Annotated in this window: 22 protein-coding genes; 8 read left to right on the top strand and 14 right to left on the bottom strand. The window is 53.2% G+C overall.

Annotated elements, in window-relative coordinates:
* Nucleotides 1–71: 71 nt before the first annotated feature.
* Together LOZ86_RS02990 and LOZ86_RS02985 are read right to left on the bottom strand one after the other, a co-directional pair.
* Nucleotides 72–1,682 (bottom strand): ABC transporter substrate-binding protein, encoded by a 1,611-nt coding sequence (locus LOZ86_RS02990; RefSeq protein ID WP_039484600.1) that lies wholly within the window; start codon nt 1,680–1,682, stop codon nt 72–74.
* 99 nt (nt 1,683–1,781) lie between these two features.
* Nucleotides 1,782–2,936, bottom strand: coding sequence for a mandelate racemase family protein (locus LOZ86_RS02985; protein ID WP_039484602.1), 1,155 nt, complete (start codon nt 2,934–2,936; stop codon nt 1,782–1,784).
* A 636-nt stretch (nt 2,937–3,572) separates the two neighbouring features.
* On the opposite strand from LOZ86_RS02985, the gene nirB reads away from it, so the two are divergent.
* The 8 genes from nirB (at nt 3,573) to LOZ86_RS02945 (ending at nt 13,124) form a co-directional block, all read left to right on the top strand.
* Complete coding sequence (nirB, locus tag LOZ86_RS02980) at nt 3,573–6,125, top strand: nitrite reductase large subunit NirB (protein ID WP_039484604.1); 2,553 nt, start codon at nt 3,573–3,575, stop codon at nt 6,123–6,125.
* Nucleotides 6,122–6,490, top strand: coding sequence for a nitrite reductase small subunit NirD (gene nirD / locus LOZ86_RS02975; RefSeq protein ID WP_039484605.1), 369 nt, complete (start codon nt 6,122–6,124; stop codon nt 6,488–6,490). The genes nirB and nirD overlap by 4 nt, the downstream gene beginning before the upstream one ends.
* Nucleotides 6,491–6,516: 26 nt before the next feature.
* Nucleotides 6,517–7,896, top strand: coding sequence for a siroheme synthase CysG (gene cysG / locus LOZ86_RS02970; protein ID WP_039484608.1), 1,380 nt, complete (start codon nt 6,517–6,519; stop codon nt 7,894–7,896).
* A gap of 518 nt (nt 7,897–8,414) precedes the next feature.
* A complete protein-coding gene (locus LOZ86_RS02965; RefSeq protein ID WP_039484611.1) occupies nt 8,415–9,131 on the top strand; it encodes an ABC transporter permease in 717 nt (238 codons plus the stop codon).
* Nucleotides 9,131–9,865 (top strand): ABC transporter permease, encoded by a 735-nt coding sequence (locus tag LOZ86_RS02960; protein WP_039484613.1) that lies wholly within the window; start codon nt 9,131–9,133, stop codon nt 9,863–9,865. The genes LOZ86_RS02965 and LOZ86_RS02960 overlap by 1 nt, the downstream gene beginning before the upstream one ends.
* Complete coding sequence (locus LOZ86_RS02955) at nt 9,862–10,626, top strand: ABC transporter ATP-binding protein (protein ID WP_039484615.1); 765 nt, start codon at nt 9,862–9,864, stop codon at nt 10,624–10,626. Before LOZ86_RS02960 ends, LOZ86_RS02955 begins: the two co-directional genes overlap by 4 nt.
* 76 nt (nt 10,627–10,702) lie before the next feature.
* Nucleotides 10,703–11,572 (top strand): transporter substrate-binding domain-containing protein, encoded by an 870-nt coding sequence (locus tag LOZ86_RS02950; RefSeq protein ID WP_014701663.1) that lies wholly within the window; start codon nt 10,703–10,705, stop codon nt 11,570–11,572.
* Between the two features lie 94 nt (nt 11,573–11,666).
* Complete coding sequence (locus LOZ86_RS02945; RefSeq protein ID WP_039484618.1) at nt 11,667–13,124, top strand: M20 family metallopeptidase; 1,458 nt, start codon at nt 11,667–11,669, stop codon at nt 13,122–13,124.
* Between the two features lie 75 nt (nt 13,125–13,199).
* On the opposite strand, the gene trpS is transcribed toward LOZ86_RS02945, so the two are convergent.
* The 12 genes from trpS to pilM all read right to left on the bottom strand — a co-directional run bounded on the left by trpS (nt 13,200) and on the right by pilM (nt 23,543).
* Complete coding sequence (trpS, locus tag LOZ86_RS02940; protein WP_039484620.1) at nt 13,200–14,204, bottom strand: tryptophan--tRNA ligase; 1,005 nt, start codon at nt 14,202–14,204, stop codon at nt 13,200–13,202.
* Nucleotides 14,201–14,905 (bottom strand): phosphoglycolate phosphatase, encoded by a 705-nt coding sequence (locus LOZ86_RS02935; RefSeq protein ID WP_039484623.1) that lies wholly within the window; start codon nt 14,903–14,905, stop codon nt 14,201–14,203. The genes trpS and LOZ86_RS02935 overlap by 4 nt, the downstream gene beginning before the upstream one ends.
* Complete coding sequence (gene rpe / locus LOZ86_RS02930; RefSeq protein WP_039484625.1) at nt 14,898–15,575, bottom strand: ribulose-phosphate 3-epimerase; 678 nt, start codon at nt 15,573–15,575, stop codon at nt 14,898–14,900. The genes LOZ86_RS02935 and rpe overlap by 8 nt, the downstream gene beginning before the upstream one ends.
* Nucleotides 15,576–15,687: 112 nt before the next feature.
* Nucleotides 15,688–16,500: an adenine-specific DNA-methyltransferase gene (gene dam / locus LOZ86_RS02925; protein WP_039484628.1), complete on the bottom strand. Its 813-nt coding sequence runs from the start codon at nt 16,498–16,500 to the stop codon at nt 15,688–15,690.
* Nucleotides 16,501–16,579: 79 nt separating this feature from the next.
* Nucleotides 16,580–17,596, bottom strand: a complete 1,017-nt coding sequence (locus LOZ86_RS02920; protein WP_039484632.1) for an SPOR domain-containing protein — start codon at nt 17,594–17,596, stop codon at nt 16,580–16,582.
* Nucleotides 17,597–17,779: 183 nt separating this feature from the next.
* Complete coding sequence (gene aroB, locus LOZ86_RS02915) at nt 17,780–18,865, bottom strand: 3-dehydroquinate synthase (RefSeq protein WP_039484635.1); 1,086 nt, start codon at nt 18,863–18,865, stop codon at nt 17,780–17,782.
* A gap of 52 nt (nt 18,866–18,917) precedes the next feature.
* Complete coding sequence (gene aroK, locus LOZ86_RS02910) at nt 18,918–19,439, bottom strand: shikimate kinase AroK (RefSeq protein ID WP_230242836.1); 522 nt, start codon at nt 19,437–19,439, stop codon at nt 18,918–18,920.
* Nucleotides 19,440–19,790: 351 nt separating this feature from the next.
* Nucleotides 19,791–21,065 (bottom strand): DNA uptake porin HofQ, encoded by a 1,275-nt coding sequence (hofQ, locus tag LOZ86_RS02905; RefSeq protein ID WP_080728067.1) that lies wholly within the window; start codon nt 21,063–21,065, stop codon nt 19,791–19,793.
* A gap of 100 nt (nt 21,066–21,165) precedes the next feature.
* Entirely contained in the window at nt 21,166–21,543 is a 378-nt protein-coding gene (locus LOZ86_RS02900; protein ID WP_039484639.1) for a HofP DNA utilization family protein, read from the bottom strand.
* On the bottom strand, nt 21,540–22,127 hold the full coding sequence (locus LOZ86_RS02895) for a hypothetical protein (protein ID WP_039484643.1): 588 nt from the start codon (nt 22,125–22,127) through the stop codon (nt 21,540–21,542). The genes LOZ86_RS02900 and LOZ86_RS02895 overlap by 4 nt, the downstream gene beginning before the upstream one ends.
* On the bottom strand, nt 22,120–22,689 hold the full coding sequence (locus tag LOZ86_RS02890) for a PilN domain-containing protein (protein ID WP_039484647.1): 570 nt from the start codon (nt 22,687–22,689) through the stop codon (nt 22,120–22,122). The genes LOZ86_RS02895 and LOZ86_RS02890 overlap by 8 nt, the downstream gene beginning before the upstream one ends.
* 2 nt (nt 22,690–22,691) lie before the next feature.
* On the bottom strand, nt 22,692–23,543 hold the full coding sequence (pilM, locus tag LOZ86_RS02885; RefSeq protein ID WP_039484649.1) for a type IV pilus biogenesis protein PilM: 852 nt from the start codon (nt 23,541–23,543) through the stop codon (nt 22,692–22,694).
* Nucleotides 23,544–23,678: the final 135 nt, after the last annotated feature.

Genomic DNA, 23,678 nt, shown 5'->3' with positions numbered 1-23,678 from the left:
TTTTTAACGTATCTGATCGGGATGATTAACCGGGAACGTATCGGCTAATCATCCTGTTTAACGTGTGGACACTAGCGCTGCTTATACACCTCACGCAGATGCGTCGTAGAAGACGGATGCGGCACATAGCCTTTCACGTCCTTACGCAACACCACAGAATCGATCATCTGCGACACCGGAATGATGGCCGGGAACAGTTCTTCGTAGCGATTCTGTACGTTGATATACATCTGCTTCTGTTTCTGAGGGTCTTTCTCCAACAGCGCCTGATCGATCATGTCGTTCAGAGGCTTGTCGTAGAAAGACGTGCGCCAGCCCTGGAAGTTGGTGAGTTTGGCTTCGTCGCTGTTATCCGGGTTATAGACAACAGAACGCAGGCTGGAGTGAGGGTGCGGATCGACGCCGCCACCGCCGCGGCCAACCAGCATATCGAAGTTACGATCGCGCATTGCGCCGTAAACCTGATTACCGGTGCCGGAGATGATTTTGGCTTTGATGCCCGCCTGTGCCAGCGTGGACTGTACCGACGTCGCCAAATTCAGGAACGGCTGATCGGACAAGACACGCAGCGTGGTTTCAAATCCATTCGGGTAGCCCGCTTCAGCCAGCAGTGCCTTGGCGCGTGGCACGTCCAGCTTATAGCCAGGATCCGGCAACGTCGCATCCATCCCTTTCTGGATAGGGCGCTGATGATAGAAACCATAGCCAGGCATTACCGTCTTATTGACGCCATCGTAATCAATCAGGTAACGAACCGCTTCGCGCACTTTCGGTTTAGCGAAGTATTCGTTTTTCAGGCTCATTGCAACGTAGTACAACGTGCCTTTTTTCACCTCATCAACCACAACGTCTTTATCTTGTTTTAATGCATTGATATCCGGCACCGACATCCCAGAGGCAACGTCAATATCGCCTTTTTCAATCATCAGGCGCAGCGCCTGTGATTCAGTCATGTGACGGAAAATCACGCGACGCATTTTCGCGTCACCCTGCCAGTTGTTCTCAACCTTGCTGATGCGCAGCACATCTTTCGCCTGCCACACATCCAGCTTGAACGGGCCGGAACCGGCTTCGTTCGTGGTCAGCCAGCCGTTACCCCAGTCGCCGTTTTTCTCATGCTGCATCACCGTTTTGCTATCCAGCACGGAACCACTACCCAGCGTTGCCAGCGAGTAGAGCACCAGTTTCGGATCGTTCGGTTTTGGCAGTTCGATTTCAACGGTGTGAGCATCTTTGGCGCGGATCATTTTCTCCACGTTTTCCGCGGTGAAGCCGTAGGATTTCCACGTCGTGGCCTGTGCCATGTTGAGGTTAAGCAGACGCTTCATCGACCAGGCGAAGTCTTGCGCTGTTACGGGGTTACCGGAATGGAATTTGGCGTTATCCACCAGATTGAAGGTAATGACGTTCCCATCATCACTGACGCTCCAGCTTTTCGCCAGAGAAGGCTGGATGTTACTCAGGTTGGCGGGATCCAGCACCACCAGCGAGTCATAGAGGTTGACGATAATGCCCACCACTTCGTTACCGGTCATGGCGGCCGGATCGAGTGAGAGCATGTTGTTCATGTTCATCCCCACGATCAGCTGATCGTCAGGGGTTTTTGCCGATAGAATGGCCGGCGTGGCGGCCATGCAGAGTGAACCTAACAGCAGGGTACGGAGTATTGCTCGTGCTTTCATCATTATTCTCCAAGGTGTGGGAGCATGGAAGACGACAACTTTTTATTTTTTAGGTAAGGCTATCTTTCAGGTCGAACAAAAAGCCATTAGAACAAAACGTTATTCTTTACTTAGGGTATGCTCCTCAATCCAGTCAAAATTAATATCTTCTCCCAGCCCTGGACGTTGCGGCAGATGCACAAAGCCCTCGTCGTCCATTGGATCGACAATCGAATTCAGATAAGCAGCAGGTTCGTCGTAATCGAGGAAAGGATGCAGCAGTCCGCGCTCATACCAGCGGCAGTTTTTGATCGCGCCAACGACGTTGAGGTTTGGTGCACCGTTACCGTGAATTTCGCAATCCATACCGAAGGATTCCGCCAGACTCGCAACTTTCATACACGGCCAGAGACCGCCCACGCCTTGCACGCCCGCACGTAAAATGTCGCATGCACCTTCTTTAACCCAGTCAGCACGGCTGAAGTATTTGCCTGACAGACTTTCCGGCCCGATCACATCGATATCCAGGCTCTTGGTCAGCCAGCTGTAGGATGCCATGCTCTGTTCTTCCATCGGCTCTTCAAACCAGGTGAAATCGAGCTTTTGCAGTTCACGGCCGATGTACAGCGCATCGCTACGGCTGTACCAGTGGTAACCATCCAGCATCAGGCAGATATCTGAGCCGACCGCTTCACGGACTGCCGCACAGGCTTGTACGTCAATCTTCGGGCTAGGCGCGAATGACACTGGCGGCATCCAGGTATGCAACTTGATGGCTTTATAGCCGCGCTGCACCAGTTTTTCTGCAAACTGGCCAAACTCATCCGGCGTAGATAAACCGCCTTCCAGCTCATCACCACACATGGTGCTGCCGTAAGCAGGGACTTTTTCACGATAGCCGCCGAGCAGTTTATGCACCGGCATATTCAGCACGCGACCTTGCAGATCCCACAATGCAGACTCCACAATCGACAGCGCGCGGTCGGTCAGTTGGTTGGCGCTACCGCGTTGCCAGTGCACCAGATCCTGCCACAGGCGCTCACGGTCGAACGGGTTTTGCCCGATCAGCACTTTGCGGAAGAAAGCATTAACGATATGAGGACGAATCACTTCCGGCGGAGCGAAAGCGTAACCTTTTTGCCCATCATCTGCCGTGATGGTTAACAGCGCCATCTTAGCCTGATTTTCAGGTCCCGGGTGTGAATGACCCGCACTGTCGGAAACACGGCGTGTGGGATAAGTGAAGACGGTGACATCAATTGATTCTATTTTCACGTTGTTACCTGCCTTGATGTTTAACACAACTCATGTACACGATGACGAATGTAAGCCACATAAATAATTAAAGAATAACTTCACTAACTGTGTTGGTCCTGTCGATAAAAAACATCGCTATTTTTCTGGTACGGCCTCATAAGTCGATCAACATCACAGAAAAAGAAATAGCGTGCTAATTAAAAAAAAATGCTGTTTTATTTTCAATTATTAAGGTTGCGACGCCGTTAGTCATTAGGCAATTTCTTCCATATGACGAAATTATGTCGCCGATAACTGTGCAATTGCACACAACCTTGTGAGCATTATCACCAGAACATTTCATATCCTTATTAAACAAATGGATAATCCCTTAGTTTTATTTTTAAGCGCTCAGGAACGTGAATGATTGACGAGGGGGACGATTACTCTGATAGCGGATTGGCCGCTAATCAGTCGGCTTCTGACCAAAAGCGTGCTATAGGTCTCATTTTTGCTAATCGCTAAAACCCCAACAAAAACCAAGGCTTAAGAAAAAATAAGTAAAATCATCAACATACTCATAAAGTAGTATATAAAAGACTATTTGATGTACATCAATAAGCGCCCAGTGTGGAGCGATAAGGTAACCTCAGAAGAAGCAATTTTGAGGCAAAAATGAACAAAGTCAGACTCGCTGTTATCGGTAACGGGATGGTTGGCCACCGTTTTATCGAAGAGTTGCTGGATAAGGCCCCGACATCCACCTACGATATTACCGTTTTTTGTGAAGAACCCCGCGTCGCCTACGATCGTGTCCACCTCTCTTCTTACTTCGCGCACCACACGGTAGAAGAGCTCTCTTTAGTACGCGAAGGCTACTACGAAAAAAATGGCGTTAAAGTCCTGCTCGGTGAACGCGCCATCACCATCAACCGCAGTGAAAAAGCCATTCACTCCAATTCCGGCCGTACCGTGTATTACGACAAGTTAATCATGGCAACCGGCTCTTATCCGTGGATCCCGTCAATCAAAGGATCAAACGGGCAAGACTGTTTCGTCTACCGCACCATTGAAGATCTAAACGCCATCGAAAACTGCGCACGCCGTAGCAAACGCGGCGCGGTGATCGGCGGGGGTCTATTAGGTCTGGAAGCCGCTGGCGCACTGAAACACCTTGGCGTGGAAACGCACGTTATTGAGTTCGCGCCCGTGCTCATGGCCGAACAGCTGGATGCACAGGGCGGCGCCCTGCTACAACGCAAGATTGAAAACATGGGTGTGCGTGTGCACACCAGCAAGAATACGCAGGCCATTCAGCATTCCGGTCTGGAAAACCGCAAGACGATGGTGTTTGCCGACGGCAGCACGCTGGAAGTCGACTTTATCGTGTTCTCTACCGGTATCCGCGCACAGGACAAACTGGCGCGTCAGTGTGCGCTGGAAATCGGCCCACGCGGCGGTATCGCGATTAACGACTGGTGCCAGACCTCCGACCCGGACGTCTATGCTATCGGCGAATGTGCCGCCTGGCATGGCCGACCATTTGGTCTGGTCGCCCCCGGCTACAAGATGGCGCAGGTTGCCGTCGACCACCTGTTAGGGCATGAAAACCGATTCCAGGGTGCCGACATGAGCGCCAAGCTCAAGCTGATGGGCGTCGATGTCGGCGGGATTGGCGACGCACACGGCCATACGCTGGGCTCTCGCAGCTACATGTGGCTGGATGAAAATAAAGAAACCTACAAACGCTTGATCGTCAGCGCCGACAATAAAACGCTGCTCGGTGCCGTACTGGTCGGCGACACGCGGGATTACGGCAACCTGCTGCAATTCATGCTGAACAAAATCCCGCTGCCGGATTCCCCTGAAGCGCTGATTCTTCCTGCGTCCGCTGGCAGTGCGAAACCGACGCTGGGTGTCGATGCTCTGCCGGAAAGTGCACAAATCTGCTCCTGCTTCGACGTGTCCAAAGGCGACATCATCAAAGCGATTAACGGCGGCTGTCACACTGTCGCGGCGCTTAAGGAAACCACCAAAGCCGGTACGGGCTGCGGCGGCTGCATCCCGCTGCTTACGCAGGTGTTAAATTCAGAACTCAGCAAACAGGGGATCGAAGTCAATAATCACCTGTGTGAGCACTTCGCCTATTCGCGTCAGGAGCTGTACCACCTGATCCAAATCGAAAAAATTAAAACGTTCGATCAACTGCTGGAGAAACACGGTTCAGGCTACGGCTGTGAGGTCTGTAAACCGACCGTGGCGTCCCTGCTGGCGTCCTGCTGGAACGAGTACGTGCTCAAACCGCAGCACACGCCATTGCAGGATTCCAACGATAACTTCCTCGGCAATATCCAGAAAGACGGCACTTACTCCGTGATCCCACGCTCCGCAGGCGGGGAAATCACGCCGGATGGCCTGATCGCCATTGGTCGCATCGCGAAGCAATATAACCTGTACACCAAAATGACCGGCTCTCAGCGCATGGCGCTATTCGGCGTACAGAAAGGCGACCTGCCTGACGTGTGGGCTCAGCTCATCGAAGCTGGATTTGAAACCGGCCACGCTTACGCCAAAGCATTACGTATGGCAAAAACCTGCGTCGGCAGCACCTGGTGCCGCTTTGGCGTCGGCGACAGCGTGGGCTTTGGCGTCGAGCTGGAAAACCGATACAAAGGCATCCGCACCCCGCACAAAATGAAATTTGGCGTCTCCGGCTGTACGCGGGAATGTGCAGAAGCACAGGGTAAAGACGTGGGGATTATCGCCACCGAAAAAGGCTGGAACCTCTATGTATGCGGCAACGGCGGGATGAAGCCGCGCCACGCCGACCTGCTGGCAGCCGACTTAGACCGCGAAACGGTCATCCGCTATCTGGACCGCTTCATGATGTTCTACATCCGCACGGCCGATAAGCTCCAGCGTACGTCCGTCTGGCTGGATAATCTCGAAGGCGGCATCGACTATCTGCGCAATGTGATTGTGAAAGACAAACTGAGTATTAACGATCAGCTTGAAGCCGATATCGCACGTCTGCGGGAAGGTTACCTCTGCGAATGGCAGGCGACGCTGGAAGATCCAGACGCACAGAAACGCTTTGCCCACTTCATTAACAGCCCAGAGCGTGACCCGAATGTGCAAATGGTGGGTGAACGTCAACAACACCGTCCGGCGCGCCCTGCCGAGCGCATTCCGGTGAAACAGATTGAGTTAGAGGAGGAAAACGCATGAGCCAGTGGACGACCGTATGTAAGTTAGACGACATCCTGCCCGGCACTGGCGTTTGCGCCCTCGTCGAGCAGCAACAGGTTGCCGTGTTCCGCCCACGTAACGATGAGCAGGTTTACGCCATCAGTAATATCGACCCATTCGCGCAGGCTAGCGTATTAAGTCGCGGGATAGTGGGCGAGCATCAAGACGATCTTTGGGTCGCAAGCCCATTGAAAAAACAGCATTTCCGCCTTTATGATGGCTTCTGTCTGGAGGATGGAGCCTATTCTGTTGCAGCTTATGATACTCAGGTAACAAACGGTAATGTGCAAATATCCATCGCAGACCGTGACATCGCGGTTGATAATAGCCAACCATTACCCTAATAACCTGAGCTTTTAAGAGGCGTTACATGGATTACCTACCAATATTCTGTCAGTTGCACGATAAACCTTGTCTATTGGTAGGAGGGGGTGAAATAGCCGAGCGTAAAGCCCGGCTATTGCTGGATGCTGGCGCAGTGATTACCGTCAATGCGCTCGATTTTAACGATCAATTTCGGGCGTGGGAGCAGGATGCTCAATTAACGCTGGTACACGGCACTTTCGATCCCACGTTACTGGACGCCGTGTGGCTGGTGATTGCCGCTACCGACGATCAGGACGTTAATAACCATGTCTATGCCAGCGCCAGCGAGCGCCGAATTTTCTGTAACGTGGTGGATTCACCAGAACGCGCCAGCTTCATTATGCCGTCGATCATCGACCGTTCACCGCTGATGGTCGCGGTGTCTTCTGGCGGCGCTGCACCGGTATTAGCTCGGCTGCTGCGGGAAAAACTGGAAAGTATTCTGCCGCAAAATCTCGGTAAACTGGCGACATATGCAGGTGAATTGCGCAGTCGGGTCAAAAGCCGATTCCGCAATATGAGCGCGCGCCGTCGCTTTTGGGAAAAGCTCTTCATACACGATCGGCTGGCGCAGGCGCTGGCAAACGACAATAGCCAGAGCGTTAACCAACTGACTGAACTGCTTTTCTCCGCGCCGCTTGATGACCGGGGTGAAGTGACACTGGTCGGCGCTGGGCCGGGCGACGCAGGATTACTGACGTTAAAAGGCCTACAGCATCTCCAGCAGGCCGACATCGTCGTTTACGATCGGCTGGTATCGAAAGAGATCCTCAACCTGTCACGCCGCGACGCCGAGCGAATCTTCGTCGGTAAAGAGTCTGGCTATCACAGCGTTCCTCAGGATCAAATCAATCAGTTGCTGGAAGAAAAGGCACGCGCCGGTCATCGGGTTGTCAGGCTGAAAGGCGGCGACCCCTTTATCTTCGGCCGTGGTGCCGAAGAGCTGGAATACCTGCAACAGGCGGGCATACCGTTCTCCGTCGTCCCCGGTATTACTGCCGCGTCGGGCTGTTCAGCCTACAGCGGTATCCCGCTCACCCATCGCGATCACTCCCAGGGTGTCAGGCTGATCACCGGACACGTCAAACACGACACCGATCTGGACTGGTCCAGCCTCGCAGCGGAAAAACAAACGCTGGTGTTTTACATGGGTCTTCAGCAGGCTGAGCACATTCAAAGTAAGCTCATCGAGCAGCGGTTACCGGAAACCGTGCCTGTCGCGATTATCGAAAACGGCACCTCAACCAAACAGCGCGTGCTGAGTGGACAGCTCTCCCAGTTGGGCGAATTAGCACAGCAGGCCAGCAGCCCGAGTTTGATCATCATCGGCAACGTTGTCGGGCTGCGGGAAAAATTGAGCTGGTTCTCTGACCAGACAGCATAATCCTCTCCCTACCGCTCTACTGACCCGCTATCCGTTCTGCCGGATAGCGGTTATTGCACCATCATAATGCAATGCCCCGCCAAATAGCATAATAATGCACTATTTTGAACATACTCCCTTACAAAATGTCACTTTAATGCTTTACCGCAGGCCACATCTGCCTTATTTTGACTAAAACAAAACCCATTAATAAGCAGACTATATGAATAAATAATCAATAATCGTTTACGTAAAACGTGGCCCGACTATTGCTTAGCTTTCTAATAGATTCGCGGCACGACCTCTGAATCGTTCCTATCGAACCGATTTCATCGTCAAGCCATCGTGGTTTATCGAAACATGGTTTATCGAAACGCGGGTTATCGAAATTAGTGCCTCATCGAATGAGTCCATATCGAAAGGTGATACATCGCGTCATGACGTATTTCTACTCTCGTTCCTGAACGGAGTATGTCGTCCTCTCATCACAAAAACAGTTCTGTTCAGCAGAACAATAAGCAAGCAGTTTGGAGTCACTTGTGGAAGACGTTACTTTCTGGCAGCTCATCAGTTTTGGTGAACAGGGCTGGGGGAAATTATTACTCATCGGGGCAGGAATGACGCTCGCACTGGCGATCGGCGGCTTCTTGCTGGGGGCAGTGATCGGCACGATCGGTGCCTGGTCCAAAATTTGCGGCAATCGCCCCGTGCGCTATCTGGCTGATGGCTACACGACGCTTATCCGTGGCGTCCCCGATCTACTCATCATCTACCTGCTGTATTTCGGCGGCAGCTCTGCGTTAACTCTGCTCGCCAAACTGTTTGGCAGCAATGAGTTCTTTGGCTTTCCCGGTTTCCTCGCCGGGGTAATCGCCGTCGGCATTTCCTCCGGCGCGCAGCAGACGGAAGTCTACCGCGGTGCCTTCTACGCCGTCTCCAAAGGGGAAATTGAGGCCGCCAAAGCCTGCGGTATGCCAACGCTACTGCGCCTGCGCCGCATCATCATACCGCTCCTGCTACGCCACGCGATCCCCCCACTCGGCAACGTGTGGCAGTTGGTGTTGAAAACCTCCGCGCTGGTTTCCGTTACTGGCGTTGCTGAACTCTTGACGCAGGCGCAAACCGGTGCAGGCTCTACCGGCAAACCGTTTGATTTCTTCATGGCGGCCGCGCTGCTGTATCTGGTTATCTCAATCTGTTCCGGCTGGATTATGCGCCGTGCTGAGTCTCATTATTCCCGGGGTGTGAAACGCTGATGGATTTTCCTTTTCTGTACGAAACGTTTCTGGAGATTATTCCCGGTATCCCGTTAACCCTGCAACTGGCGGTCAGCTCGGTCTTTCTGGGCTTCTTTCTGGCACTGGGCTTGGCATTGATGCAGCTGTCATCCTTTGCCGTACTGCGCGCCATTGCTCGGACCTACGTACTGTTTTTCCGCGGTACGCCGCTGCTGGTTCAGCTGTTCCTGATTTACTACGGGCTGGGGCAATTCACCTGGGTTCGGGAAAGTATACTTTGGCCATTCCTGCGGGAACCACACTGGTGCGCCCTGCTGTCGCTCAGCCTGTGTACCGGTGCCTATGCCAGTGAAATTATCCGTGGCGGATTGCAGTCCGTTCCGGTTGGTCAGATTGAATCGGCACGCGCCTGCGGCATGCCGTCGTTCATGATTTTCAAACGTATCGTTTTTCCACTGGCAATCCGTCAGGCACTCCCCGCTTACGGCAACGAACTGATCTCGATGGTCAAATCGACCTCGCTGGCGTCCATCATCACGCTGATGGAAATCACTGGGATCGCCGCACGCCTCATCGCGGAAACCTACCGGGCGCTCGAAGTGTTCCTAGTCGCCGGTGCTATTTATCTGTTTATTAACCTTATTCTGACACGTTTACTGATGTGGACAGAATTTACGCTTACCCCTCATCTCCGTGCGCCGGGTGCGCAACCGGCAGCGAAAAAAATTAAGAAATTGGGAGATCTGCAATGACGACACCCGCCATTAGCCTGCGCAACATTCATAAAAGCTTCGGCTCTCTGGACGTCCTGAAAGGGATTTCGATTGAGGCCAATCAGGGGGAAGTCATCTCCATTCTGGGATCGTCCGGTTCCGGTAAATCGACGCTGCTGCGCTGTAGCAACCTGCTTGAGCTTCCCGATCAGGGCGAGATTATCGTCGGCGGAGAAGCGATTGAAATGAAGCCGAACCGCAAAGGACAGAACCGCCCGTCGAACCTCAAACAGATCGACAGAATTCGTACGCAGTTGGGCATGGTGTTCCAGAATTTTAACCTCTGGTCACACAAGACCGTGCTGGAAAACATCATCGAAGCGCCCGTGCACGTCTTAAAGCGTCCACAGGCGGAGTGCATAGAACACGCCGAGCAGCTGTTAGAGAAAGTCGGTCTGGCGGATAAGCGTCACTACTATCCCGCGCATTTGTCCGGTGGACAGCAGCAGCGCGCCGCGATTGCCCGTGCGCTGGCTATGGAACCGAAAGTGATGCTGTTTGATGAACCGACCTCCGCGCTCGACCCAGAGCTGGTCGGCGAAGTGCTGCGCGTCATGCGCACGCTGGCGGACGAAGGGATGACCATGCTGGTCGTGACCCACGAAATGGATTTTGCCCGCGAAGTCTCCAACCGCATCGTCTTCCTCCATCAGGGGGAAATTGAAGAACAGGGAACACCGGAGCAAGTTTTCACTGCCAGCCAGTCAGCTCGCTTCCGGCAATTTATTGCCAGTTGGTAAACACAATCCCACCACTATCGTGACAGTGGTGGGAAATAAACAAAATATAACGATATAACACGCCGGGAGAACACCAATGATCAAATCAAAACTCACACTGCTCGCTTGCTCGCTGTGTATGGCAGGCACGCTGGCCGCCTCATTCACCGCCTCCGCAGAAGAGAAAAAATGGACGACCGTCCGCATCGCGACCGAAGGCGCTTACCACCCGTATAACTTCACCAAACCAGACGGTACGCTGGATGGCATGGAGATCGAGCTGTACAAAGTGCTGTGTAACAACATGCAGGTGAAATGCGAGATCATGGTTCAACCCTTCGCCAGCGCCATTCCTGCGCTGAACGCGGGTAAATATGATGCGATCATTGCCGGTATGTCCGCCACGGCAAAACGTCGTGAAGTGATCGATTTCAGCCAGCCGTACACGCAGGCAGGGCAAACTTTCGCCGTGCTGAAATCCAGCTCACTTGCCAAAGATTTCCCAGACGCGGGCGTGCGTTTCTCCATTGAACCCGCTGATGAAGCGAAAGCACTGGCAGAAGTTGAGAAGCTGAAACCGCTGCTGGAAGGCAAAACCATCGGCGTGCAGTCCGCCTCTATCGCCAGCGCCTTTTTGGATAAATACATGAAAGGCGTGATGAAAGTACGCGAATATAAAACCACACAGGAACACGATCTGGATCTGAAAGCAGGCCGTGTGGATCTGGTCATCGCTTCCGCGCCTTACCTGAAAAGCACAACGGACAAACCGGGCAATGACAATATCGTGATGCCAGGACCACAGTTCATCGGCGGCATTCTGGGCAGCGGTTCTTCCGTTGGCCTGCGTAAAAGCGATCCTGAGCTGAAAGCCATGTTCGACAAGGCAATCGATCAGGCTAAACAAGACGGTACCATCAGAAAGCTGAGCGAAAAATGGTTCGGCATGGATACCACGCCGCTCTAAGCGCTACCCAATCGCTGAATCGCGTGTCATGGCTGACTGGCTGTGACACGCTCCTCGCCAATGCCATCAAAGAAATCAAACGAGCACACCACGCATGAATGCAACACACAATGAAGGAACGCTGCCGGCCGTCAATCGCCAGACCGTGGAAGAGATCTGCGATCTGATTGCCGCCAAGCGGCAGCAGTTCTGTACGCTGAGCGACGGCATCTGGGATACGCCAGAGCTGAACTACGAAGAGCATCGTTCGGCGGCACAGCACGAAACCATCCTGAAAGCAGAAGGCTTCCGTCTGACGAAAGGCATCGCCGACATGCCAACCGCGCTGTTGGGAGAATTCGGCGAAGGTCTGCCGATTATCGCCATTCTGGGTGAATACGATGCGCTACCGGGTCTGAGTCAGCAGGCGAATGTCGCTGAGCCAAAGCCGCTGGAAAACGGTGGCAACGGCCACGGCTGCGGACATAACCTGCTCGGCACCGCGGCACTACAGGCGGCGACGGCAGTGAAAGATTATCTACAAAAGCACGCACTGGCTGGAACCGTGCGCTTTTACGGCTGCCCTGCGGAAGAAGGCGGATCGTCCAAAGGTTTTATGGTCAAGGAAGGCGTTTTTGACGACGTTGATATCGCCCTCTGCTGGCACCCGGCGACTTTCACCGGTGTTAACAGCCCAGTATCGCTGGCCTGTAACGAACTGAATTTTCACTTTAAAGGTCGTGCGGCTCATGCCGCCAGCAGCCCACATCTGGGACGCAGCGCGCTGGATGCCGTGGAACTGATGAACGTCGGCGTCAACTACATGCGCGAACACATGCCGTCCTCTGCCCGTATCCACTATGCGATTACCGACAGCGGCGGCCACGCTCCGAACGTCGTTCAGGCCAACGCTACCGTGCGTTACCTCGTACGGGCTCGTCAATTGCCGGAACTGCACCAGTTGGTCAAACGCGTGAAGAAAATTGCCGAAGGTGCAGCGCTGATGACGGAAACCGAAGTCAGCAGCGAAGTGATTAGCGGTGATGCCAATCTGCTGGCGAACCCGCCGCTGGAAGCGCGTATGCACGAACATCTGCTGGCGCTCGGCCCGATACCGTTCGATGACGAAGACCGCAAAATGGCAGCAATGTTCCAGACCGCGCTGAGCGCCGAAGACATTGCCGAATCCTACGCGCGTTTCGGCGTTAAACCGCAGCCGGGCTTAACGCTGCACGACGGAATTTATCCGCTGTATAGCCCGAATGATGCCTTCATCGGTTCTACCGACGTGGGAACGGTTAGCTGGGTTGTGCCGACCGTGCAGATTCGCAGCGCCACTTACGCCATCGGCACGCCAGCGCATTCATGGCAGTTGGTCGCACAGGGGAAAACCGGGGCCGCACACAAAGGCACGGAGTACGCAGCGAAAGCAATGGCCTCACTGGCTATCGATCTGCTGGCCACGCCCGAATTGATTGCGCAGGCGAAAGCCGACCATCAGGAAAGATTGCAGCAGACACCGTTTGAGAACCCAATTCCAGACGACGTGTTTGCACCGATCCCACAGGGATAAGAGGTCGATTCGAAGGAATTAGATAAACAGTAGCAGGACACCGTCAGGAGAGAGCCTCCTGACGGTAATTAAGACTTACGGACGGGAAACAAAACCGATAGCGTCATAGACCTTCTTCAGCGTTTCCTGTGCGCGAGCACTCGCTTTATCAGCCCCTTCACGCATGATCTGTTGCAGGAAAGCCTCATCGTTACGGTAACGATGATAACGTTCTTGCAGCTCAGACAGCATACCGGATACGGCATCCGCCACCGCGCCTTTCAGGTGACCATACATCTGGCCGTTAAATTCCTGCTCCAGCTCAGGGATGCTTTTTCCCGTCACGCCAGACAGAATATCCAGCAGGTTGGATACCCCAGCTTTATTCGCAACGTCATAACGCACGACTGGCGGCTCATCGGAATCCGTCATCGCGCGTTTGATCTTCTTCACCACCGCTTTCGGATCTTCCAGCAGCCCGATAACGTTATTGCGGTTATCATCAGACTTGGACATCTTCTTGGTCGGTTCCAGCAGCGACATCACGCGGGCACCCGATTTCGGAATGAACGGTTCTGGCACTTTGAAAATGTCGCCATACAGGCTGTTGAAACGCTGCCCGACGTCACGGCTCAGCTCCAGATGCTGTTTCTGATCTTCACCCACGGGAACCTGATTCGTTTGGTACAGCAGGATATCCGCCGCCATCAGCACCGGATAACTAAACAGACCGGCGTTGATGTTCTCTTCATAACGTGCGGATTTATCCTTGAACTGCGTCATGCGGCTCAGTTCGCCGAAATACGCGTAGCAGTTCAGTATCCAGCTCAGTTGGCTGTGCTCAGGCACGTGCGACTGAACAAAAATGGTGCTCTTTTTCGGATCGATGCCGCAGGCCAGATACAGCGCCAGCGTATCCAGCGTCGCTTTTCTCAGCGCCTGCGGATCCTGACGTACCGTGATGGCATGCAAATCCACAATGCAATAGATGCAGTCGTAATCGTCCTGCATGTTGACCCACTGACGTAACGCTCCCATGTAGTTACCAATGGTCAATTCACCAGACGGCTGCGCACCGCTAAATACAATGGGCTTGCTCATACTAAGGGTTCCTGATTGTGTGAAGAAGAATGCCCGATCAGGGGCAAAATATCGGCAAAACGATCCAGAACGACATCCGGCTGACTCAGCTCGATCGCTTCACCATAGTTATAACCATACGTCATGCCGACACTGCGGCAGCTCGCCGCCTGTGCCGCCTGAATATCATTGCGGGAATCGCCGACGAACAGGAGTTCGCTGGCACGCAGCCCCAGCTTACCGAGTACCAGATAGAGCGGTGCAGGATGCGGCTTTTTCACAATGACGTCATCACCACCGATGATCAGCGAAAAATAGTCGCCAATCCCTAATCCTGCCAAGAGCGGCGCAACAAACGGCGTGGGTTTATTGGTCACCACCGCCATCGGAACGCCCTGCTGCGCCAACTGCGCCAGCGTCTCTTTTACCTGTGGAAACAGCGTACTGCCGCTATCCACGGTCTGCGCATAATAGCTATCGAACCGCTCACGGGTTTCCTGCAAACGTGCGGCAGTTGGCTCAACGCCAGCCCAGCGCAGCGCCCGCTCAACCATCACGTCCGCACCGTTACCGATCCAGGTTGCGACACGAGCTTCACCCGCAGCAGGCAACGACTGCGCCACTAAGGCCTGATCGATAGCGGCCGCCAGACCCGGTGCGCTGTGAATCAGCGTCCCATCCAAATCAAAAGCCAATCCGCGAACTGCGGTTAATTCAGTCATGTATCGTCCTTGAAATTTCACTACGCATTTGATCAATGACGGCACGGTAATCTGGATGACCAAAAATAGCCGATCCCGCCACAAACATATCCGCGCCCGCTTCAGCAATCGCGCCGATATTTTCTACTTTTACGCCGCCATCGACTTCCAGTCGAATGTCGTAACCGCTGTCGTCGATCAAGCGACGAACCTGACGCAGTTTATCAAGCGTGCTAGGAATAAAGGACTGGCCGCCAAATCCAGGGTTAACCGACATCAGCAGAATGATATCCAGCTTATCCATGACGTAATCGAGATAGCTCAGCGGTGTCGCCGGGTTAAACACCAGCCCGGCTTTGCAGCCGTGATCTTTGATCAGTTGCAGTGAACGATCGAGATGATCCGTAGCTTCGGGATGAAAGGTAATGAAACTGGCTCCCGCGTTGGCGAAATCCGGGATGATACGATCGACCGGTTTCACCATCAGGTGAACGTCAATCGGCGCGGTAATGCCATAATCGCGCAGGGATTTCAGAACCAGCGGGCCAATCGTCAAATTTGGCACATAGTGGTTATCCATGACATCAAAATGGACCACATCAGCCCCGGCAGCCAATACGTTAGCGGTATCTTCACCAAGACGGGCAAAATCAGCCGACAGAATGGACGGCGCGATTAAAAACGGTTTCATTCATTTCTCCAAACGATAAAGTCTGAATGCCTGCGGGTAACCTATTCTCGGCTAATGACGCTTCTCAGACGGCATTAACCGACTCACCGCGCTCTGTGTACCCCAAACGGTATTACCGATATAGGGCTAATAACTCGTTTACTTTACTACGCCCTAAAATATTACGGCTAATCGTTCTGCGCGCTTTAACAACATACAGCACAGCTTCCTGATACCACTCACGGGTCAACAACGTGTCATGATTGGAAATCAGTACCGGAATCTGGCTTTCTGCTGACAAACGGCGCGCCAATTGCGCCAAACTCTGCTGGTCGGCACGACTGAAATTATTGGTGTGATAGGCCGTAAAATTCGCGGTCGCAGACAGCGGCGCATAAGGCGGATCGCAATAAATGACCGATCCCTTCTCTGCTTTTTCCAGCGTGTCCTGATAATGCTCACAGACGAAAGTGGCATTTTTCGCTTTGAAAGCGAACCAGCGAATTTCTTCTTCAGGAAAATAGGGCTTCTTGTAGCGCCCGAAAGGAACATTGAATTCACCGCGCATGTTGTAACGGCACAGGCCGTTATAGCAGTGGCGATTCAAATAGAGAAACAGCAGCGCGCGCCGATAGGCATCGCTGCAAAGGTTAAATTCTTCACGCAGCAGATAAAACGTCTCTGACGTGTTGACCTCATCCGTAAAAAGTTTACGGGCATCGGCAACAAACTCATCTGTATTCGATTTAACGATATTGTAGAGATTAATCAGGTCGCTATTAATATCAGCCAGTATGTAGCGATCGTACTCCGTATTCAAAAATACGGAACCCGCGCCAACAAAGGGCTCAATGAGACAGTCTCCTGCAGGTAAATAGCGACGAATTTCTTCTACCAGCGGATATTTACCACCAGCCCATTTTAAAAAAGCGCGGTTCTTCTTCATGCCGTCGTTAGTTACTCATACGTTTCAGAGCCGCGGATTGTACTCTGTGTCAGACAGCACATCAGGGCTAAAATTGGTGTTACTTATTCAAGTCCTGCTTCACCTGGCGGATCGGCTTAACCCATGGTTTTTTCGCTTGAACCTCTGCGGGCAACGCGGCAATCGCCTGTTTCGCTTCCGCAGAAGAAGCATAGACTCCGGTCACTAACACATACCAGGATTTTCCATCTCGTTTCGTTTCATACACCCACGAATGGGCGAGATTATGTTGTTTTGCGTAGGCTTTCAGCGTATCCGAGCGTGAAGCGCTGCTCAGTTGCAACGTAAAACTGCTGGCAGGCGCATTCTGTACGGAGACGTTCTGTCCGGCCGCCGCAGGAGCCGCTTTTGCGTTAGCCGCAGGTTTGCTTGCAACTGGCGTTTTTGGCGCGCTGTTCGCAGCAGGCTTAGCGTTGCTAGCGTGTGCAGGCGTCGTATTGTGCGTATTTTTAGCGGATGTCGCCGCAGGCGTTTTCCCCGTTGGAGCAACCGTCGCAGGCGCCGTTGGAAGCGTCGAGTTTCCTGCCACACCCTGAGAGAATTCACTAACGCGCCCTTGCTGTTGCGACAGCGCATCGGTGATATTGCCCGGCAGCTCAATACGCTGCTGGCCTGCCACCGGCGGTTGAATCTGTGCATCCGTCGGCGTACCGGAAATCGGTGGAGCACTTAATGTCTGAGGCGACGTCGGCGTTTGAGAAGACGCCTGCCCTGACATTTGACCATGACTGGCCTCGCCGGAAACGGCCGCAGGGCTTTCACTCTGTGAGGAAGGCTGCGCGTTCTGGGTCATTGCGGACGAGGAAGAGAGATCGATATTTCGCTCACCACCCGCTTGATTCTGCGTCTGTGATGTCTGTGGCTGAGAAGGTGCCTGCAAAGCCGATCCAATACCTAGGATCAGCAACACCAGCACCACGATTCCGATGCCAATCATCAGGTGCTGTCTGGAAAGCGCGATCTTAGGTACCGCGAAGTTGCTGCTTTTCTGCTGACGAGTAGGTCGACGGTCACTGGTATCAGGCTTCAGCTCATCTTCCGGCTTGAACTCATCCATTTAACATCTCCCCACTAAAAAGCTCGAATTCGCCACGCGGTCGCCAAGGCGAATCATTGAATCGTAACGCATTGTATTTTATTAACCATAACCCATCAGGGCTTGTCTGTCGTTAATACTTATCTTTCATAATGGATAGTCTTTCATAGCGGATTGTCTTTTATAACCCGATAGCATTACGCATCAGGCAAGACAATCAGCTATCGAAGCCAACACCATGTCATGCGCGACGCCACCACGGACTTCTGATTGACCAATCGCCGTTGGCAGCACTAAGCGTAACTCACCTGCCAGCACTTTCTTATCGCGCATCATATGAGGAAGATAGGATTCAGGTGTCATTTGCGTTGGGCCGTTTACTGGTAAGCCAGCGCGAATCAGCAGAGACTTGACTCGCTCGACATCCTCGGCGGAGAACTGCCCGAGACGACGTGCCGTATGCGCAGCCATCACCATGCCTGCCGCAACCGCTTCGCCGTGAAGCCAGTTACCGTAGCCCATTTCTGCTTCAATGGCATGCCCGTAAGTATGGCCCAAGTTGAGCAGCGCACGCATACCACTTTCACGTTCATCTGCTGCAACCACCGCCGCTTTAATCTCACAGCAGCGACGAATGCAGTAAGCCAGCGCGTCATGCTGTAGCGCACGCACGGCTTCAATGTTTTCTTCGAGCCAAATAAAGAAATCGCGATCCAGAATAATGCCGTACTTGATCACTTCCGCCAGCCCGGATGACAATTCCCGTGCGGGTAAAGATTTCAGGCAGTCCAGATCGATCACGACCAATACGGGCTGGTAGAACGCCCCGATCATGTTTTTACCCAACGGGTGATTGACGGCGGTTTTACCACCGACGGAGGAATCTACTTGCGATAACAGCGTTGTCGGCACCTGAATAAACCGGACGCCACGCTGATAGCTGGCCGCGGCAAAACCGGCTAAATCGCCGATGACACCGCCACCCAAGGCAATAATCGTCGTATCACGACCATGCGGTTTCGCCAACAGCGCGGTAAAAACCTGATCCAATACGGTCAACGATTTGTGCTGCTCGCCGTCAGGTAAGATAACCTGATCGACATGCACGCCACTGTTTTCCAACACACCACGAACGCGGTCAAGGTACAGAGGAGCCAACGTCTGGTTCGTCACCAGCATGGCCTGCTCCCCCGCTTTCAACGGCATAAAAGAAGCCGAATCATCAAATAATCCAGCGGCTATCGTAATGGGGTAACTACGTTCCCCTAGTGTTACGGTAATTCTTTCCATGCTCGTTAAACAACCCGTTCAGGATCCGCTCAATGCGGATTAAGGTATGCTCTTAGTTACTTTCCAGCATATTGATAATCTGGTTAGCAACGACCTTGGCACTTTGCTCGTCAGTCCGAATGGTAACGTCAGCGATTTCTTCATAAAGCGGATTCCGCTCTTTCGCCAACGCTTCCAATACTTCACGTGGAGGGGTTTCAACCTGAAGTAACGGACGCTTCTTATCACGCTGCGTGCGGGCCAGCTGTTTCTCGATTGTCGTTTCCAAATAAACGACAACGCCGCGCGCGGAAAGACGATTGCGCGTCTCACGTGATTTGACTGAGCCACCGCCTGTCGCCAGTACGATGCCTTGCTTTTCCGTCAATTCATTAATGACTTTCTCTTCACGATCGCGGAAGCCTTCTTCGCCTTCCACATCGAATACCCAGCCCACATCAGCCCCAGTGCGTCGCTCAATTTCTTGATCGGAGTCGAAAAACTCCATATTGAGTTGCTGAGCTAACTGACGGCCAATAGTGCTTTTGCCGGCACCCCTAGGCCCAACCAGAAAGATATTGCGTTTCTCTGCCATGTTTTTTGGTATTACTAAGACAATTCGTTAATGATAACCCGCCCCGCCAATCAACCCAGCGGCGGGACCTAAACTGAAACCTCATGAGCGATAGTGCGAGAATCAGACAAAAAATTATCTCAAGACTCAGGGTAGTTTGGCAACCGAATAAAATGTCACACCGACCACAGGTGGTCAATGTAGTATGTTTTATCGACATTTTCGGTGGAACAACACTTCAGTGCTCAATTCGCTAACCCTTGTAAGCTAAATCCGCCGCAGCGTCAAACGCATAAGCGCCGAACGTGACAAAATATTGCACCCGATCCGAAAAAAAAATACCGTACAACATCAGAGCCCGCCTGGGTTTACTCACGATGACGCGGGTATCAGCGTCGGCGTAATGAAAATGACCAATTCTCGTCGCGTATGCTGCTGAGTATGGTTTCTGAACAGATGACCAAATACGGGAACCTCACCCAATATTGGTACCTGTCTGTCACTATTCTTTTTTTGCTGCTGGAAAATGCCGCCTAAAACGATGGTTTCTCCATCAGCGACCGTCACGTGGGTTTGGATTTCCTGTTTATCGATCGCTAATGCTTCGCCATTATCGCCCTGCTTAATCGTCTGCCCCGGCATGTTTTGGCTGATTTTCAGGTTCAGCGTAATCCGGCCGGCTCGCAGAATGTCCGGCGTGACTTCCATCCCTAATACCGCCTCTTTGAACTCGATAGACGTCGATCCGCTTGCTCCGCTGGAGACCTGATACGGAATTTCCGTACCTTGTTTAATACTGGCGGTCTGCTGGTGAGCGGTAAACAAGCGAGGACTGGCGATAATTTCAACCTGGCTTTCCTGTTCCAGCGCCATTAGTTCTAAGTCCAGCAGGCGACCATTCAAGCGTGCCAAATGGAATCCGGCATTGATCGCGGGCGTATCGACTGGCAGGCCAACGTTAAAATTATTCAGCCTGAGCGCCTTGTTCGCCGCGCCCCCTTCTCCCAGTCCCCAGTTCACGCCCAGCGCTTGCAAGTGCTCGCTGCTGATGGTGACGATATGCGCCGCCAGCTGTACCTGCGCTAACGGCAGATCGAGTTCTTTCACCCACAGTTCGAGCTGTGCCAGAGCCTCTTCCGTATCGCGAATCAATAAAGTATTCGTCCGTTTATCCACGGTTACGCTGCCGCGCATAGACAGCAATGTCCCACGCTGAGCCTGAACGCTGGCCGCCACTTCCGTCGCATCAGCATATTGCAATGCAACAGAGATATTATGCAGCGGCAATTTCTGCGCCTGTTCCGCTGCATGTTCGTCCCGTTCTTTCTGCAAGGACTCAAGGTGTCCGGCAGGGAAAACCATCAGCACGTTGCCGTTACGCTCGGCGCTGAGCTTCCCCATGCGTAGAACAATATCCAGTGCCTGCTGCCAGGGAATATCTGCCAGCCTCAGACTAAGATTCCCCGTCACACCCGGTGCGATCACCACATTGAGCTGTTGGTGATCGGCTAACGCTTGTAGCACCCGAGGTATCGGTGAATCTTCAAACGCCATCGATACCGAACTTTCCGCACTGGCCTGAAACGGCGCGGCGAGAAGAAGTAAGCCACTCCACGCCACCACCCGACATAACATCCTCATATTCATAACCTTCCTTGTTATCGAGATACTCTGTTGCCAGCGTTGTTTTCAAAGAACGGTTGTCCAAAGACTGCGTTCAAAATACCTGTCGTCAGGCAGACTTCACCTATTTCACTGGCTTAGTGATAAACGGAGAAATCAGCAGCAAGCTATCTGGCAGGCCATCACAGCCTGCCTCACGCGCCGTCGGGACAAGTTTGGCACCTGATTTATCCAGTTGACTGACCAACCAAGTTCCTGGGGGAATCGTTTCGCCGCGTGTCAGCCTGATCCAACCAACCTCCGGCTGCGCTAGCCAACCAGTCCAACGGTCACCAGCGCCAATCACGCCTTTTAGCTGCCATGGTGGCAATGTCGCTGAAGGCAGACAACGCGCCGCAGCCAGAGGCTGAAAAGGGTCGATACGTTCTGCGAGTTTTTCTGCCTGCACACTATTGGGTACGAAGAACAGCATCAATGCGATACAACGAGTTATGTGACTCATGGCACCGCCTCTGGCCTGATTAGCGATAGCTCAACCTGCAATCGTGGTATTTCTGATGACAACGCCGTTGGAGCAGCGTCAGGCTTTATGGCCAGTTGCGTTATTCGCAGCACATAAGGTAGCGCCGCTAGCTCATGAAGCACCTGCAACACGCCTGTATAATTCGCGCTAAATGCCAGTTGCCAACGTTCCTGATGGGGTGCTCCCGCATGAGGCGGAGCGGGCTGCCAGGATAGAAGCGAAGCCCCCGCCAGCGACAGAGGCTCAGCGATAAGCTGTGCCAGTCTCTCGGGCTGAAAGGGCTCGTCTTGCGCGGTTTTCGCCGCTAATTGCATGCGTAGCACCGAGAGCAGAGGCATCGCATCGAGTTTTTGCTGGAGTTCCCCGACGTCCAGACGCACCTGAACGGTTTGCTCTTCTATGCCAATCACCACCAGCCGTACTTCACCGATGAGGAACCAGCCAGCTAGCAGTCCAGCAGCGGCAACAAACGCCAATTGAAGCGCTAACTGCTGCCAGAGCGGTTTATTCACTAGTCCAGGTCGATTCAGTACGACGTGAGTCACGATAGCTTGATTAATCATGGCCTTCCCCCAGTGAGGAAATACCCGTATCGCTCCAGTTGGCCTGAAAGGAAAAGCGCAACTGCGTATTCACACCGCGCTCTCGGGACGTATGCAGCAGTTGTACACGCTCAACAGAAACATGGCGTGATAACGCGTGCTGTAGCGTAATGATATCGTGATAGTTTTCACTCACGCCGGACAGCAGCAGATGCGAGCCGCGGTCGGCGACTTCCGTCAGCCATAGACGCGTGGGCATCATGCCAGCAAGCTGGTCGAACAGATGGAGATTACGACGATTGTCATGCTGGACTATCGCCTCAGCGCGTTCCTGTTCCTGATAGCGACGTAGCGCTTCTCGCGCCTGATGCGTTTGTTGATACCGAGCAGTCAGTTGCTGCTGTTGGGCCAGCACCGCATTGAGTTCATCCTGCGCACATTGCTGTCTGTGTTGCCAAAACAGATAGCTCGCGGCGATAAGGCATAGCATCAACCCCATCTGTAGCCACAGCAGCCCTAACCAACGACGAGCCCGCTGGCGCATATGTGTTTTGCGCCAGGGTAAAAGATTAATCAGCAGCATAGTCAGGCATCCTCAGGACGCAATGCCAACCCACCCGCAATCGCAAAAGCCGAGGGGAAACTCGGCAACGGCGGCTGCATGTGGTTAAACACCGTTAACGGCGACCACGGCTGTAATACGTCGGTCTGCTGGCTGGGTAAATCGGGCGAGACGCTAGAGTAATAGGCTATTCCATCGACATCATGCTGATAGCGAGTGCTTACAACTGATAAGATATCGGCCTCGTCATTCAGCTCATCAAGGTGTATCACGCCCGAGTGAAAAGCGTGGTTCAACGGGGCAACCCACAGCCAGCTATCCAACAAGCGATGCAGAAGCAGACGGTGAGTTTCAAGCCCAGCCCGCTGCGCCATCGCCCGAAGTGCGCACGTTGAGACCTCAAGCACATCGGGATGTAGCCCCGCGCTATTCAGACATGCCAGCCATTTATCAATCTCCTGTCGGCGCGCGGCTGTCACCAGCAGCGAACCCTGCATCTGCGGGTCTTCCCGATAGTCTATCTCCAGCGATTCGCTGCTGATCGGCAGCTTACGAGCCGCCATAGTTTCGATGTAGAGGCTACGCTCTGGCTCCTGTAAACGCTGGTCGGGCATCGGTAAATGCTGCTGTAAAATCAACTGAGCAGGAAACCCCACCCGTAGCGAAATGTGTCCAGGCAGTAAACGACGCCATGTTCGCAAGGCCTCACAAAGCGCCTCAGTATGGTGTAGACTACCCGTGCGCAAGGTGTCGTCTGGTAGCGGATATAGCCACCAGTGACGAAGCTGCCAGCCATCGCGGCGGCGCTGAACCGCCAGCGCGCGCATGAAGCCGTTTTGTATATCTACTCCAACCCGCCAGATGTGATAAGCCATGTTCAACCCAATTTCCTTAGTTAATATACCCTATAGATTTCACGTAGCAGGCAGGTGGCAAGTGAGTGAATCTCGATGAGCTTACTCCAGTAAGTGATTCGGGTGAGCAAACGAAGCCAACGCACCTGCAATGTG

It is taken from the genome of Pectobacterium parvum (assembly GCF_020971565.1).
GTDB classification, from domain to species: domain Bacteria; phylum Pseudomonadota; class Gammaproteobacteria; order Enterobacterales; family Enterobacteriaceae; genus Pectobacterium; species Pectobacterium polare.
The sequence above is the reverse complement of the archived record's forward strand: the minus strand, read 5'-3'. Positions and strand labels throughout refer to the sequence as shown.

Coding starts and splice junctions, on each gene's coding strand:
- LOZ86_RS02990 (WP_039484600.1), bottom strand. CDS start 1,682: ATGAAAGCACGAGCAATACTCCGTACCCTGCTGTTAGGTTCACTCTGC.
- nirB (WP_039484604.1), top strand. CDS start 3,573: ATGAACAAAGTCAGACTCGCTGTTATCGGTAACGGGATGGTTGGCCAC.
- nirD (WP_039484605.1), top strand. CDS start 6,122: ATGAGCCAGTGGACGACCGTATGTAAGTTAGACGACATCCTGCCCGGC.
- cysG (WP_039484608.1), top strand. CDS start 6,517: ATGGATTACCTACCAATATTCTGTCAGTTGCACGATAAACCTTGTCTA.
- LOZ86_RS02960 (WP_039484613.1), top strand. CDS start 9,131: ATGGATTTTCCTTTTCTGTACGAAACGTTTCTGGAGATTATTCCCGGT.
- LOZ86_RS02955 (WP_039484615.1), top strand. CDS start 9,862: ATGACGACACCCGCCATTAGCCTGCGCAACATTCATAAAAGCTTCGGC.
- LOZ86_RS02950 (WP_014701663.1), top strand. CDS start 10,703: ATGATCAAATCAAAACTCACACTGCTCGCTTGCTCGCTGTGTATGGCA.
- LOZ86_RS02945 (WP_039484618.1), top strand. CDS start 11,667: ATGAATGCAACACACAATGAAGGAACGCTGCCGGCCGTCAATCGCCAG.
- trpS (WP_039484620.1), bottom strand. CDS start 14,204: ATGAGCAAGCCCATTGTATTTAGCGGTGCGCAGCCGTCTGGTGAATTG.
- LOZ86_RS02935 (WP_039484623.1), bottom strand. CDS start 14,905: ATGACTGAATTAACCGCAGTTCGCGGATTGGCTTTTGATTTGGATGGG.
- rpe (WP_039484625.1), bottom strand. CDS start 15,575: ATGAAACCGTTTTTAATCGCGCCGTCCATTCTGTCGGCTGATTTTGCC.
- dam (WP_039484628.1), bottom strand. CDS start 16,500: ATGAAGAAGAACCGCGCTTTTTTAAAATGGGCTGGTGGTAAATATCCG.
- LOZ86_RS02920 (WP_039484632.1), bottom strand. CDS start 17,596: ATGGATGAGTTCAAGCCGGAAGATGAGCTGAAGCCTGATACCAGTGAC.
- aroB (WP_039484635.1), bottom strand. CDS start 18,865: ATGGAAAGAATTACCGTAACACTAGGGGAACGTAGTTACCCCATTACG.
- aroK (WP_230242836.1), bottom strand. CDS start 19,439: ATGGCAGAGAAACGCAATATCTTTCTGGTTGGGCCTAGGGGTGCCGGC.
- hofQ (WP_080728067.1), bottom strand. CDS start 21,065: ATGAATATGAGGATGTTATGTCGGGTGGTGGCGTGGAGTGGCTTACTT.
- LOZ86_RS02900 (WP_039484639.1), bottom strand. CDS start 21,543: ATGAGTCACATAACTCGTTGTATCGCATTGATGCTGTTCTTCGTACCC.
- LOZ86_RS02895 (WP_039484643.1), bottom strand. CDS start 22,127: ATGATTAATCAAGCTATCGTGACTCACGTCGTACTGAATCGACCTGGA.
- LOZ86_RS02890 (WP_039484647.1), bottom strand. CDS start 22,689: ATGCTGCTGATTAATCTTTTACCCTGGCGCAAAACACATATGCGCCAG.
- pilM (WP_039484649.1), bottom strand. CDS start 23,543: ATGGCTTATCACATCTGGCGGGTTGGAGTAGATATACAAAACGGCTTC.